Raw genomic sequence first — 12,246 nt, 5'->3', positions numbered from 1 at the left:
CGCGTGCCAAGCGATTCACCCGCGGCGAACGCGCCCCGCTCCAGCCATCGCAACCACCTCGCGAAGCCGACCGCGAGGGGCCGCGCAGGGAGCGGCCCCGCAACGAACACCGCCGCGTGCCCAGCGATTCCCGCGCGGCGAACGCACCCCGCTCCACCCATCGCGACCACCTCCCCAAGCCGACCGCGAGGAGCCGCGCAGGGAGCGGCCCAACCCACGAGCCGTCGTGGGAATCGCGTGCCAAGCGATTCACCCGCGGCGAACGCACCCCGCTCCACCCATCGCGACCACCTCCCCAAGCCGACCGCGAGGAGCCGCGCAGGGAGCGGCTCCTTAAGAACGCAGCCGCTCGAGCACGACCGCGGCGAGCGATTCGGCGAGGCGGTCGGCCGTCTCCTGCGTCTTCGCCTCAACCATGACGCGCACCATCGGCTCCGTGCCGGAGGGGCGCAGGAGCACGCGGCCGTCGCTGCCGAGCTCGGCGGTGGCGTCGGCGACGGCGGAGGCGATGACCTCGTCGTCGCGGACGCCCTCGCGGTCGACGCCGCGTACGTTGAGGAGGGTCTGCGGGAAGACGGACATGACGGCGGCCAGGTCGGCGATCGTGCGTCCGGTGCGGGCCATCTCGGCCGCGAGCTGGAGGCCGGTGAGCACGCCGTCGCCGGTGGTGGCGTAGCGGCTCATGATGACGTGGCCGGACTGCTCCCCGCCGAGCGAGTAGCCGCCGTCGTTCATCGCCTCGAGGACGTAGCGGTCGCCGACCGCGGTCTCGATGACGCGGATGCCGGCGTCGCGCATGGCGAGCTTGAGGCCGAGGTTGCTCATGACGGTGGCCACGAGGACGTCGTCGCGGAGGGCGCCGCGGCGGGCCATGGCTGTCGCGAGGATCGCCATGATCTGGTCGCCGTCGACGATGCGGCCCTCGGCGTCCACTGCGAGGCAGCGGTCGGCGTCGCCGTCGTGGGCGATGCCGATGTCGGCGCCGGCCGCGCGGACGGCGTCGGCGACGTTGTCGAGGTGGGTGGAGCCCACTCCGTCGTTGATGTTGAGGCCGTCGGGGTCGTTGCCGATGACGGTGACGGTCGCTCCGGCGTCGGTGAACACTTGGGGCGAGATGCCGGCGGCGGCGCCGTGCGCGCAGTCGATGACCACGTGCAGGCCGTCGAGACGGGTGCCCTCGAGGGATCCGAGCAGGTGGAGGACGTAGCGGTCCTCCGCGTCGGAGAAGCGGGTGATGCGGCCGACGTCGGCTCCGGTCGGCGTGAGCGGGGGGACTCCGAGGGCCGCTTCGATGCGGTTCTCGAGCTCGTCCGGGAGTTTGCGTCCGCCGGCGGCGAAGAACTTGATGCCGTTGTCGGCTGCGGGGTTGTGCGAGGCCGAGATCATCACGCCGAAGTCGGCGTTCTCGTCGGCGATGAGATAGGCGGTGGCGGGCGTCGGGATGACGCCGGCGTCGAGCACGTCGACTCCCGCGCTCGCGAGACCCGCCGCGACCGCGGCTCCGATGAACTGACCGGAGATGCGGGGGTCGCGGGCGAGCACGGCGACGGGCCGACGGCCCTCGGCCCGGGCGGCCGCTCCGAGTACACGGGCGGCCGCCTGGGCGAGGCCGAGAGCCAGGTCGGCCGTGACCTCGCGATTAGCGAGGCCACGGACGCCGTCTGTTCCGAACAGGCGCGGCATGGTGCGCAGTCCCTTCTCGAGCTGCTGGTCGTGCGGCCGTCAGGCCGCGTCGACTAGCGCTTCGAGAACTGGGACGCCTTGCGGGCCTTCTTGAGACCGGCCTTCTTGCGCTCGATGACGCGGGCGTCGCGAGTCAGGAAGCCCGCCTTCTTCAGGATCGCGCGGTTGTTCTCGCGGTCGATCTCGTTGAGCGCACGGGCGATGGCGAGGCGCAGCGCGCCGGCCTGGCCGGAGGGGCCGCCGCCGGTGATCTTGGCGACCACGTCGTAGGAGCCGATCAGGTCGAGCACCTTGAAGGGGTCGGTGATCAGCTGCTGGTGCAGCTTGTTGGGGAAGTACTCCGCGAACTCGCGGGCGTTGACGGTCATGCCGCCGTTGCCGGGGACGAGGCGCACGCGGGCGATGGCCTGCTTGCGTCGGCCCACGGCTGCGCCGGAGACGTTGAGGACGGCGCGGGGCGTCGTGGACGCCTCGGTGGCCGGGCTTTCGGTGGAGTAGCTCTCGGGAGCCACGTCGATCTGGTCTGCGATCTTCGCCACGGTGTAGGTGATCCTTTGTCTTCGAAGTCTGGGGTGTCGGGGAGGGCCGGAGCCTACTGGGCGACCTGGGTGAAGGCGTACGCCTGCGGCTGCTGGGCCGCGTGGGGGTGCTCGGATCCCGTGTAGACCTTCAGCTTGCGCAGCTGGGCGCGGCCGAGGGAGTTCTTGGGGAGCATGCCGCGGATGGCCTTCTCGACGGCGCGGACCGGGTTCTTCTCGAGGAGCTCGGCGTACGTGGTGGCCGAGAGGCCGCCCGGGTAGCCGGAGTGGCGGTAGGCCTTCTTCTGGAGGAGCTTCTGGCCGGTGAGGGCGACCTTCTCCGCGTTGACGATGATGACGAAGTCGCCCATGTCCATGTGCGGCGCGAAGGTGGCCTTGTGCTTGCCGCGCAGGAGCGCCGCGGCGTGGGTGGCGAGACGGCCGAGCACGACGTCGGACGCGTCGATGACGATCCAGTCGTGCTGGACGTCAGCCGGCTTCGGAGAAAAAGTGCGAGTCACGTGAGTGCTGCTTTCTGGTCGGAGTGAGGTGTTCGTGGATCCCGCTCCGTGGCCGTTCGACCCGCGAGGGGGCCGAACCGATCCGGTGGAGGGCTCAACTTCGGGCGCTCGGCACACGGCCGAAAACACCAAGGGTCGACATTACAGCAAAGCCCCCGTGCGGCCAAGCACGGATCGTGGCGGCAGGGGCTCCGGCGGCGGGAGGTGCGGCCCGGGCCGCCACGGGTCGCGGGGCGCGGTCGCGCGCCCTCGCCTCACTCCGAGTCCTCTGGGTCCGGCCCCTCGGTCCGCACGGTGCGCTTCGCCCGGGTGAGCAGGGCCCGCTCGGCGAGCGCGTCGTCCTCGGGGTAGTCGACCTCGCGGAGGATGAGGCCGCGGGCCGGCATCACCGCGAACGCGTTGGTCCGTCGGGCGGCGTCCCGGAGCAGCGGGACCGCCCCCGCCTCGAGCTTCCCGGCGCCGACCGCCACGCACGCCCCCACGAGGGCCCGCACCATGCTGTGGCAGAAGGCGTCCGCGCGCAGGTGGGCGTGCAGGACTCCGTCGGCGTCGCGCTCCCAGGTGAAGTCGAGCAGGCTCCGGATGGTGGTGGCCCCTGCGCGGGCACGGCAGAACGACGCGTAGTCGTGAAGGCCCAGGAGCGAGCGGGCCGCGGCCGTCATCGCGTCGAGGTCGAGGGAGTCGGTGATCCAGGTGGTGTACGTGCGGTCGAGCGGGTGGCGCATCGAGGAGGCGTCGGCCAGCCGGTACTCGTACCGCCGCCAGCGCGCCGAGAACCGCGCGTCGAACCCCTCCGGCGCCTCCGTCACCCGGTGCACCGAGACGTCGGTGTACTGCCCGAGGATCCCGCGGAGCCGCCGCTCCAGGATCGACGCGGGCGGGAACGGCTCCTCCCCCGGTCGGCGCCTGCCGCTGCTGATGCGGCCCCACTGCTCGGGGGTGAGGTCGACGTGGGCGACCTGGGCGCTGGCGTGCACGCCGACGTCGGTGCGCCCGGCGACCGTCACGGTCGGGTGCTGCTCGGAGCGCAGCACCAGGGCGAGCGACTCCTCGAGCACCCCCTGCACTGTGCGGAGGCCGGGCTGCTTGGCCCAGCCGGAGAAGTGCGAGCCGTCGTAGGCCAGGTCGAGGCGGACGCGGTGGAGCATCAGACGAGTCTAGAGCGCGCCGTGGTCGCGGCTCAGGCGACCGCGAGCGGGACGTCGACGGTCGCCAGGGCCGAGACCGCCCAGCCGACCAGCGTCGACTGCTCGCCGACCGAGGAGACGATCCGCGCCTCCCAGCCGCCTGCGAGCACGGCCAGCTCGGAGGGGGCGGAGGCGATGCCCTGCACCCAGTAGGCGGCCGTGCCCAGCGAGACCGGCACGGCGCCGAGCGCCTCGCCCGCACCGGTGAAGGTCTCGACGAGGGGCCCGCGGTGCAGCGTCAGCACGACGACCGGGTCGCCGCCGTCGACGGCGTAGGAGCACGTGTCTCCCGCGGCGGTGATCGACACGGTGCCCGCCGTCAGGCCGGCCTCCTGCTCGACGAGGGAGGCGGGGAGAGCGGTCGCGCAGTCCACACCCTCGCTCGACGGCACGGAGGACACGGTCGGTGCGGCCGACGGCACCGGGGTCGTGCTCGCGAGGCCCGCCGACTCCGGCACGTCGATCACCTCGCCGGAGGCGCAGCCGCTCACTCCGGCCGCGAGTGCCAGGGCGAGGAGCGCCGCAGCGGCCGAGGAGCGCAGTCGCACAGGAGTCCTCCGAGGATCGTCGGGGCGGACCCCGGGAGCGCCGGTCGTGACGCGGCCGCACCCGACGAGCGCAGCCGTGCCATCGTAAGCGACGATTCGCGCCACTCGGCCCCGTGGAACGACGAGAGCCCCCCGCCCCGGAGGGGACGGAGGGCTCTCGGCAGAGGGGGCGTGACTACTTGGTCGCGCCGGTCTCCTCGACAGGAGCGTCCTGCGCGGCGTCCTCGACGGGAGCGTCCTGCACGGGCGCCTCCTCGACGGGGGTCTCCTCGGCAGTGGTCTCCTCGGCGGGGGCCTCGTCCACCGGAGCGGACACGGGCGCCGTGGCGGTGCGCGACTTCTTCGCCTTGGGCGTGACGGGCTCGAGGACGAGCTCGATCACGGCCATGGGCGCGTTGTCTCCCTTGCGGGGGCCGATCTTGGTGATGCGGGTGTAGCCGCCCTCGCGCTCGGCGACGAGCGGAGCGATCTCGGTGAAGAGCTCGTGGACGACCGACTTGTCGCCGATCGTCGCGAGGACGCGACGGCGGGCGTGCAGGTCGCCGCGCTTGGCGAAGGTCACCAGGCGCTCGGCGAGCGGACGAAGGCGCTTGGCCTTGGTCTCGGTCGTCTTGATGCTCTTGTGCGTGAACAGGGCCGCGGCCAGGTTCGCCAGAAGGAGGCGCTCGTGTGCGGGTCCGCCTCCGAGGCGGGGGCCCTTGGTGGGCTTGGGCATGGGTTTACTCCAGTACTAAAGGGGTGTCAGCAGGTCGGACGCGAGGAGCCGGGGCTCCGGAGCGGAGGACCTAGATGCTCTCGTCGTCGTAGCTGTAGAAGTGGGCGCCGTCGAACCCGGGGACCGAGTCCTTGAGCGACAGGCCGAGCTCCGTCAGCTTCTCCTTGACCTCATCCACCGACTTCTGACCGAAGTTGCGGATGTTCATGAGCTGCGTCTCCGAGAGGGCGACGAGCTCATTGACGTTGTTGATGCCCTCGCGCTTGAGGCAGTTGTAGCTGCGCACCGAGAGGTCGAGGTCCTCGATGGGCATGGACAGCTCGGTCGAGAGGACCGCGTCGACCGGCGCGGGGCCGATCTCGATGCCCTCGGCCGCGTTGTTCAGCTCGCGGGCGAGACCGAACAGCTCGGTCAGCGTGCGTCCGGCGGAGGCGATGGCGTCGCGCGGCGAGATCGCGGCCTTCGTCTCCACGTCCACGACCAGGCGGTCGAAGTCGGTGCGCTCGCCGGCACGGGTGGCCTCGACGCGGTAGGTGACCTTCAGCACGGGCGAGTAGATCGAGTCGACCGGGATCTGGCCGGCCTCGGAGAACTCGCTGCGGTTCTGGGTCGCCGAGACGTAGCCGCGGCCGCGCTCGATCGTGAGCTCGAGCTCGAACTTCGCCTTGTCGTTCAGCGTGGCGATGACGAGCTCCGGGTTGTGGATCTCGACACCGGCCGGAGCCGAGATGTCCGCGGCGGTGACCTGGCCGGCTCCCTGCTTGCGCAGGTAGGCGGTGATCGGCTCGTCGTGCTCGGAGGAGACGACGAGTCCCTTGATGTTCAGGATGATCTCGGTGACGTCCTCGCGGACGCCCGGGACGGTCGTGAACTCGTGCAGGACTCCGTCGATCCGGATGCTGGTGACAGCGGCGCCGGGGATGGAGGACAGCAGGGTGCGACGCAGCGAGTTGCCGAGCGTGTAGCCGAAGCCGGGCTCGAGGGGCTCGATGACGAAGCGGGAACGGAACTCCGAGATGTTCTCCTCGGTGAGCGTCGGACGCTGTGCGATAAGCACTGATGATTCCTTTCGATCACGTGTCCGCTATATGACACGTGCGTTTGCGAGGTGTGGAGTTGTGAAAGAAATGCGCGATCCGCCGGCCGGCCGCACTCCCCGCCCGGAGGCGGTTCGTGCGGCCGGCCGACGGCTGCGAGTGCTGCTTAGACGCGACGACGCTTGGGCGGGCGGCAGCCGTTGTGCGCCTGCGGGGTGACGTCGTTGATCGAGCCGACCTCGAGGCCTGCGGCCTGGAGCGAGCGGATCGCGGTCTCACGACCCGAGCCGGGGCCCTTCACGAAGACGTCCACCTTCTTCATGCCGTGCTCCTGAGCCTGGCGCGCGGCCGACTCGGCGGCGAGCTGGGCGGCGAACGGCGTCGACTTGCGCGAGCCCTTGAAGCCGACTCCACCGGACGAGGCCCAGCTGATGACGGCCCCGGAGGGGTCGGTGATCGAGACGATGGTGTTGTTGAACGTCGACTTGATGTGGGCCTGGCCCACAGCGATGTTCTTCTTCTCCTTGCGGCGCGGCTTGCGCGCGGCCGACTTGGGGGTAGCCAATTCTGTATCTCCTCTAGGTCCGTGTCGCCCGCGTTACTTGCGGCCGGCCTTCTTCTTGCCGGCGACGGTGCGCTTGGGTCCCTTGCGGGTGCGCGCGTTCGTCTTGGTGCGCTGTCCACGGACCGGGAGGCCGCGACGGTGGCGGAGGCCCTCGTACGAGCCGATCTCGACCTTGCGGCGGATGTCGGCGGCGACCTCGCGGCGGAGGTCGCCCTCCACCTTGTAGTTGCCCTCGATGTAGTCGCGGAGCGAGACGAGCTGGTCGTCGCTGAGGTCCTTGACGCGGATGTTGCCGTCGATCCCGGTGTCGCTCAGGGTCTTGAGCGCGCGAGTGCGGCCGACACCGTAGATGTAGGTCAGTGCGACCTCCACGCGCTTCTCGCGCGGGATGTCTACTCCTGCCAGACGTGCCATTGTGGCTTCTCCTGTGAGTGAGTGGAGGTGTGAAGCAGCACCGGTGCCTCGGCCTCCGACCGAAGGTGTCCTCGCCGTCCACCCCGGGGTCGCCGGGGTGCTGCGCGATTTCTGGTGCTGCGGGTGTGTTCAGTTGTGCAGTGGGGGCGGCACGCCGCCCCTGCGCTCCCTCGCGGAAGCAGCGGGACTAGCCCTGGCGCTGCTTGTGGCGGGGGTTGCTGCTGCAGATGACCATCACGTTGCCGTGGCGGCGGATGATCTTGCAGTGGTCGCAGATGCGCTTGACGCTGGGGTTGACCTTCATTGTTCTTGTCCTTGTTTTCGCTGGCGTCGTGCTCCCGGCGGATGCCGGGGCCGTTCCTTACAGGACACGCACGTCGCGAACGTCAGCGGAGCGAACGTCTACTTGTAGCGGTAGACGATCCGGCCGCGGGTCAGGTCGTAGGGGCTCAGCTCCACGATCACCCGGTCCTCGGGGAGGATCCGGATGTAGTGCTGACGCATCTTGCCCGAGATATGGGCGAGAACTTTGTGTCCGTTGGTCAGCTCCACGCGGAACATCGCGTTGGGGAGCGCCTCGACAACCGCACCTTCGATTTCGATGACACCGTCTTTTTTGGCCATAGCCTCACTGTCGTTCGGAAGTAGTGTGTGTACTGGTCGTGCGAATGTTTCCGCGACGAGCCACCACCGGGCGAGAGCCCGGATCGGGGTTCGCGGGCATGCCGGAGCACGCGCAAAACACCAAGGGTCGATACTACGCGAATCGCGGCCGCTCCGCCACCTCGGGCGTGTCGCCCCCTCCTCCGTCTCCGCGCCCGACGCGCGCCCCCTGCCCGGCCCTGCGTCCGCCGCCGCCTAGGCTGGCTCCGTCGAGCCGGAGGGAGAGCACATGGCGCGCACGACGAGGTCTGCGACCGCGAGGCGGAGCTGGTACTCGCACCCGGTGGTGACGATCCTGGCGGCGATCGCGGTCATCGCCCTGGTGCAGACCTTCTTCGTGAAGGTGTACACGGTGCCGACCGGCTCGATGGAGAACACCCTCCAGGGCGGCGGATTCTTCGGCGACCGCATCCTGGTCGACCGCACCCTCGCCCTTCAGGGCGGGCCGGAGGAGGGCCAGATCGTCGTCTTCTCGCGCGACGCCGACTGGGGCGCGAGCGACGAGGCCGGCAGCCCCCTCTCCGAGATCGTGAAGACGTTCGGCGACGTCACCAGCATCGGCCCCTCCCACGAGGAGTTCCTCGTCAAGAGGCTGATCGCCGAGGGGGGCCACACCGTCTCCTGCTGCGATGCCGACGGGCACGTGCTGGTCGACGGGAAGCCGCTGGACGAGTCCTACGTGTTCGAGGACTTCCCCTTCACCCCCGGGACCCTCGACTGCACGACGAGCCCCGCGTCCCTCCGCTGCTTCGACGAGTACACCGTCCCCGAGGGATCCCTCTTCGTCCTGGGCGACCACCGGTCGAACTCCAACGACTCGCTCGGCGAGTGCCGCGGCGCCGGCGGGCCGATCGACACGTGCGCGAAGACCGTGCCGATCGACAGGGTCACCGGACGCGTCTTCGCCGTAGCCTGGCCGCTCACCCGCTGGCGGCTGTTCTAGCGCTCCACCCGAGCCGCCGCAGACGACGAGGTCCCCCGCCGGAAGCAGGGGACCTCGTCGTCGTTCGCCGCCGTGCGGCCACGGGACTAGCCGCGGACGACCGCCACGACCCGGTCGAAGAGCGGATGCTCGGCCGTGAGGCCGGTGACCTCCGCCACGAACTCCTCCGGGCTGAGCGCGGTCAGCTTCTCGTGGAGCTCCACGCTCTGGGGGTCCTCGGGCACGTCGAAGCGCAGCGCGGCGCCGATCGCGGCGAGCAGGCCCTCCGGCGTGCGCCCGCGCTCGGCGAGCTCGGCCGCCGGTCCGATGAAGCGCTCGTGCCGCGACAGCTTCCGCAGCGGCTGGCGTCCCACCCGGTCGACCGTGTCGGTCAGGTACGGGTTGGCGAAGCGCTTCAGCGTCTTCTCGAGGTAGGCCTGCTGCTCCTCGTCGCTGAAGCCGTGCTTGGCCACGATGAGCGCCTTGGTGTCCTCGAGCGCGGCCTTGACCGCGTCGTGCACCTCGGGCATCGCCAGCGCGTCGGAGAGCTTGTGCGCTCCGGCCGCGAAGCCGGTGTAGGCGGCCGTCGCGTGGCCGGTGTTCACCGTGAAGAGCTTCCGCTCGATGAAGGGCTCGAGGTCGTCGACCCAGGTCGCGCCCGGGATCTCCGGCTCGGTGCCCTCGAACGGAGTGCGGTCGACGACCCACTCGAAGAAGCTCTCCACTGTCACGTCCAGGCCCTGGCCCGGGTCCTGGTTCGGGACGATGCGGTCCACCGCGGTGTCGGCGAAGACGGCGCGGGTGCGCAGGCGCTCCCACTCGTCCGCGCCGAGGTTCGCGGCGACCTCGGTCTGCAGGAGGCGCGTGGCGTTGATCGCGTTCTCGCAGGCCATGACCGCCAGCCGCGGCGCCGACTCGTCGCGGGCGGCGAGGCCCTTCGCGATCACGGGGGCGACGAAGCGCAGGATGTTCGGGCCGACGGCCGTGGTGACGATGTCGGCGGCGGCGATCTCGCGGACGAGCGCCTCCTCGTCGGCGGCCGAGTCGATCGCGCGGAAGCGGTCGACGACGTGCGTGGCCGCCTCCTCCCCCACCTCATGCACCTCGTAGCTGTCGGCGGCGGCGAGGCGGCCGATCAGCTCGGAGTTGACGTCGGCGAAGACGAGCTCGTAGCCGGCGCCGTGCAGGATCAGGCCGACGAAGCCGCGGCCGATGTTGCCGGCGCCGAAGTGGACGGCGGTGGGCATCAGGAGTTGACCTCGCCCAGCAGGCTGTAGAGCGACTGCGCGTCCGGGGCGTCGAGGAGCTTCTGCACCTCGTCCTCCTCCGAGAAGATGATCGCGATCTTGGAGAGGATCTCGAGGTGCTCGTTGTCGACGCCGGCGATGCCGACGACGAAGCGCACCTCGTTGCCGTCCCAGTCGATCGGCTGCGCATAGCGCACGAACGAGAGGGCGGAGGAGCGGATCTCGTCCTTCGCGTCGTTGGTGCCGTGCGGGATGGCGAGCAGGTTGCCCATGTAGGTCGAGACGGTCGCCTCGCGGGCGAGCATGGCCTCGTAGTAGGCGGGGGTGACCGCGCCGACGCCGACCAGCATGTCGGCGGCCTCCTTGATGGCGGCCTCCTTCGTGGTGGCGGTGCCGGAGGCGTCGATCTGTCCGATGGTGAGCACGTCGCTCATGGGGTGCGTCCTTCCGTGGAGGTGCTGACAGCGAGGGAACCCGCAGGGGCGAGCGGAGCGTGTCCGCTCTGTCGCACCCTACGGGTTCCCTCCGAATGGTTGGCGTACTACTTGCCGTGCTGCTCCGCGACCAGCGAGACGACCTCGTCGTACTTCGGGCTGTTCATGAAGTTGTCCACGGAGACGTGGATGGCGCCCGGGGTGCGCTGGCGGGCGCGCTCCGTGAGCTCGGCCTGGGTGATGACCAGGTCCACGTCGTCCTCGAGAGCGGCGATCGCCTTGTTGGTGACCGTGACGTCCTCGAAGCCCGCCTTCTTCATCTTGTTCCGCAGCACCGAGGCGCCCATCGCGGACGAGCCCATGCCGGCGTCGCAGGCGAAGACGATGTTCCGGACCTGGGTCGCGGTGGCCGTGGCCCCCGTGGTCGAGGCGCCGGCCGAGTCCTGCGGAGCGTTGGCGCCGCGGGCGTTGATGAGCGAGCCGACGGCGCTCTCCTTGCCCTTGTTCGCCTCGTTGGCGGCGACGGCGGCGGCGAGCTTGTCGTCGCCCTCCTGCTCCGCGGCCAGGTCGCGCTTGCGGCCGGACCGGATGATGACCGAGGCCACCAGGAACGACACGGCGGTCGCGAGGATCACCGAGAGGATGACGCCGAGGAAGCTGTCGTTCGCGGTCTGCAGGAGCACCGCGATGATCGAGCCGGGCGAGGCGGGGGCGCGGAGGCCGGAGTTGAACGCGACGTTCGTCGCGACACCGGTCGCACCGCCGAGGATGACGGCCGCGAGCAGCGCCGGCTTCATCAGCACGTACGGGAAGTAGATCTCGTGGATGCCGCCGATGAAGTGGATGATCGCCGCACCGGGAGCGGAGGCGCGGGCCGCGCCGACGCCGAAGAACGCGAAGGCCAGGAGCACGCCCATGCCGGGGCCGGGGTTGGCCTCGAGGAGGAAGAGGTAGGACTTGCCCGCCTCCTCCGCCTGCTGGACGCCCAGCGGCGTGAGGATGCCGTGGTTGATGGCGTTGTTCAGGAAGAGGATCTTCGCCGGCTCGATGAAGAGCGAGGTCAGCGGGAGCAGGCCCGCGTTGACCAGGAACTCCACGCCCGCACCGAGGGCGGTCGAGAGGCCGACCACGAGCGGCGCGACGCCCGCGAAGGCGAGGAGCGCGAGGAGGAGGCCGAGGATTCCGGCGGAGAAGTTGTTGACCAGCATCTCGAAGCCGGGCTTGATCTTGCCGTCCCAGATCGAGTCGACCTTCTTCATGAGCCACGCCGACAGCGGGCCCATGATCATGGCGCCGATGAACATCGGGATGCCGGCGCCGACGATGACGCCCATGGTCGCGATGGTGCCGACCACGCCTCCGCGGGCGCCGTAGACCATGCGGCCGCCGGTGTTCGCGATGAGGAGCGGGAGGAGGTAGGTGATCATCGGGGCGACGAGGCCGGTGTTGACCACGTCGGGATCCGTGCTCCAGCCGCCGAACTGCTGGACCCAGGTGGCGTCGATGCCGAGGAGGGGGAGCCATCCGGTCTGGATGAAGAGGGCCGTGATGAAGCCCCAGGCGATGAAGGCCGCGATGTTCGGCATGACCATTCCCGAGAGGAAGGTGCCGAAGCGCTGGACGTGGACGCGCGCTCCACCGCGCGTCGACGTCGCTGACGTCGTTGTCATGTGGTGTGTTCTCCGATTTCTAGGGGCGGCTACATGGCCGAGCGCGCGACCGACCTCGACGACGTCTCGCAGCGCGTCGTGGCGCACCTGCGCGGCGTCGCCGCTCCCGGCGTCCCCGAGTC

15 protein-coding genes are annotated in these 12,246 nt (G+C 70.2%); 1 reads left to right on the top strand and 14 read right to left on the bottom strand.

The genetic code is table 11. The annotated features are described in order from the left end of the window. Positions 1-333: 333 nt before the first annotated feature. The 11 genes from glmM to infA all read right to left on the bottom strand — a co-directional run bounded on the left by glmM (position 334) and on the right by infA (position 7,812). Positions 334-1,683, bottom strand: a complete 1,350-nt coding sequence (gene glmM, locus C5C82_RS00985) for a phosphoglucosamine mutase (RefSeq protein ID WP_104251130.1) — start codon at positions 1,681-1,683, stop codon at positions 334-336. Between the two features lie 53 nt (positions 1,684-1,736). Beyond that, positions 1,737-2,222: a 30S ribosomal protein S9 gene (gene rpsI / locus C5C82_RS00980; RefSeq protein ID WP_104225004.1), complete on the bottom strand. Its 486-nt coding sequence runs from the start codon at positions 2,220-2,222 to the stop codon at positions 1,737-1,739. A 53-nt stretch (positions 2,223-2,275) separates the two neighbouring features. Beyond that, positions 2,276-2,722, bottom strand: a complete 447-nt coding sequence (gene rplM, locus C5C82_RS00975) for a 50S ribosomal protein L13 (protein ID WP_104225003.1) — start codon at positions 2,720-2,722, stop codon at positions 2,276-2,278. Positions 2,723-2,976: 254 nt separating this feature from the next. Further along, positions 2,977-3,870, bottom strand: a complete 894-nt coding sequence (locus C5C82_RS00970; protein WP_104238770.1) for a tRNA pseudouridine(38-40) synthase TruA — start codon at positions 3,868-3,870, stop codon at positions 2,977-2,979. Between the two features lie 32 nt (positions 3,871-3,902). Beyond that, the gene (locus C5C82_RS00965) at positions 3,903-4,457 is read right to left on the bottom strand and encodes a hypothetical protein (protein WP_104292483.1); all 555 of its coding nucleotides are present in this window, start codon (positions 4,455-4,457) and stop codon (positions 3,903-3,905) included. A 175-nt stretch (positions 4,458-4,632) separates the two neighbouring features. Next, positions 4,633-5,172 (bottom strand): 50S ribosomal protein L17, encoded by a 540-nt coding sequence (gene rplQ / locus C5C82_RS00960; RefSeq protein WP_104225000.1) that lies wholly within the window; start codon positions 5,170-5,172, stop codon positions 4,633-4,635. 70 nt (positions 5,173-5,242) lie between these two features. Continuing rightward, positions 5,243-6,229: a DNA-directed RNA polymerase subunit alpha gene (locus C5C82_RS00955; RefSeq protein WP_104224999.1), complete on the bottom strand. Its 987-nt coding sequence runs from the start codon at positions 6,227-6,229 to the stop codon at positions 5,243-5,245. A gap of 146 nt (positions 6,230-6,375) precedes the next feature. Next, positions 6,376-6,774, bottom strand: a complete 399-nt coding sequence (gene rpsK, locus C5C82_RS00950; RefSeq protein WP_055787170.1) for a 30S ribosomal protein S11 — start codon at positions 6,772-6,774, stop codon at positions 6,376-6,378. A 33-nt stretch (positions 6,775-6,807) separates the two neighbouring features. Further along, positions 6,808-7,188: a 30S ribosomal protein S13 gene (rpsM, locus tag C5C82_RS00945; RefSeq protein ID WP_068251511.1), complete on the bottom strand. Its 381-nt coding sequence runs from the start codon at positions 7,186-7,188 to the stop codon at positions 6,808-6,810. Positions 7,189-7,375: 187 nt separating this feature from the next. After that, complete coding sequence (gene rpmJ, locus C5C82_RS00940; RefSeq protein ID WP_055787164.1) at positions 7,376-7,492, bottom strand: 50S ribosomal protein L36; 117 nt, start codon at positions 7,490-7,492, stop codon at positions 7,376-7,378. A gap of 98 nt (positions 7,493-7,590) precedes the next feature. After that, complete coding sequence (gene infA, locus C5C82_RS00935; protein ID WP_022883252.1) at positions 7,591-7,812, bottom strand: translation initiation factor IF-1; 222 nt, start codon at positions 7,810-7,812, stop codon at positions 7,591-7,593. Positions 7,813-8,080: 268 nt separating this feature from the next. On the opposite strand from infA, the gene lepB reads away from it, so the two are divergent. Beyond that, positions 8,081-8,794 (top strand): signal peptidase I, encoded by a 714-nt coding sequence (lepB, locus tag C5C82_RS00930; protein ID WP_104354481.1) that lies wholly within the window; start codon positions 8,081-8,083, stop codon positions 8,792-8,794. 86 nt (positions 8,795-8,880) lie between these two features. Here the strand turns inward: lepB and C5C82_RS00925 are convergent, their stop codons facing one another. The 3 genes from C5C82_RS00925 to C5C82_RS00915 all read right to left on the bottom strand — a co-directional run bounded on the left by C5C82_RS00925 (position 8,881) and on the right by C5C82_RS00915 (position 12,124). Continuing rightward, positions 8,881-10,020 carry a mannitol-1-phosphate 5-dehydrogenase gene (locus C5C82_RS00925; protein ID WP_104251135.1) on the bottom strand — a complete coding sequence of 380 codons (1,140 nt, stop codon included), beginning with the start codon at positions 10,018-10,020 and terminating at the stop codon, positions 8,881-8,883. Beyond that, positions 10,020-10,454, bottom strand: a complete 435-nt coding sequence (locus C5C82_RS00920; RefSeq protein WP_104224996.1) for a PTS sugar transporter subunit IIA — start codon at positions 10,452-10,454, stop codon at positions 10,020-10,022. The genes C5C82_RS00925 and C5C82_RS00920 overlap by 1 nt, the downstream gene beginning before the upstream one ends. A gap of 107 nt (positions 10,455-10,561) precedes the next feature. Then, positions 10,562-12,124: a PTS mannitol transporter subunit IICB gene (locus tag C5C82_RS00915; protein WP_104296039.1), complete on the bottom strand. Its 1,563-nt coding sequence runs from the start codon at positions 12,122-12,124 to the stop codon at positions 10,562-10,564. Positions 12,125-12,246: the final 122 nt, after the last annotated feature.

The organism is Rathayibacter sp. AY1D5, from assembly GCF_002932515.1.
In the GTDB taxonomy this organism is placed as follows: domain Bacteria; phylum Actinomycetota; class Actinomycetes; order Actinomycetales; family Microbacteriaceae; genus Rathayibacter.
The sequence above is the reverse complement of the archived record's forward strand: the minus strand, read 5'-3'. Positions and strand labels throughout refer to the sequence as shown.

Bases quoted from the DNA above. Each gene is read 5' to 3' on its own strand.
- glmM (WP_104251130.1), bottom strand. From the start codon at position 1,683: ATGCCGCGCCTGTTCGGAACAGACGGCGTCCGTGGCCTCGCTAATCGC.
- C5C82_RS00970 (WP_104238770.1), bottom strand. From the start codon at position 3,870: ATGCTCCACCGCGTCCGCCTCGACCTGGCCTACGACGGCTCGCACTTC.
- rplQ (WP_104225000.1), bottom strand. From the start codon at position 5,172: ATGCCCAAGCCCACCAAGGGCCCCCGCCTCGGAGGCGGACCCGCACAC.
- rpsM (WP_068251511.1), bottom strand. From the start codon at position 7,188: ATGGCACGTCTGGCAGGAGTAGACATCCCGCGCGAGAAGCGCGTGGAG.
- rpmJ (WP_055787164.1), bottom strand. From the start codon at position 7,492: ATGAAGGTCAACCCCAGCGTCAAGCGCATCTGCGACCACTGCAAGATC.
- infA (WP_022883252.1), bottom strand. From the start codon at position 7,812: ATGGCCAAAAAAGACGGTGTCATCGAAATCGAAGGTGCGGTTGTCGAG.
- lepB (WP_104354481.1), top strand. From the start codon at position 8,081: ATGGCGCGCACGACGAGGTCTGCGACCGCGAGGCGGAGCTGGTACTCG.
- C5C82_RS00925 (WP_104251135.1), bottom strand. From the start codon at position 10,020: ATGCCCACCGCCGTCCACTTCGGCGCCGGCAACATCGGCCGCGGCTTC.
- C5C82_RS00920 (WP_104224996.1), bottom strand. From the start codon at position 10,454: ATGAGCGACGTGCTCACCATCGGACAGATCGACGCCTCCGGCACCGCC.
- C5C82_RS00915 (WP_104296039.1), bottom strand. From the start codon at position 12,124: ATGACAACGACGTCAGCGACGTCGACGCGCGGTGGAGCGCGCGTCCAC.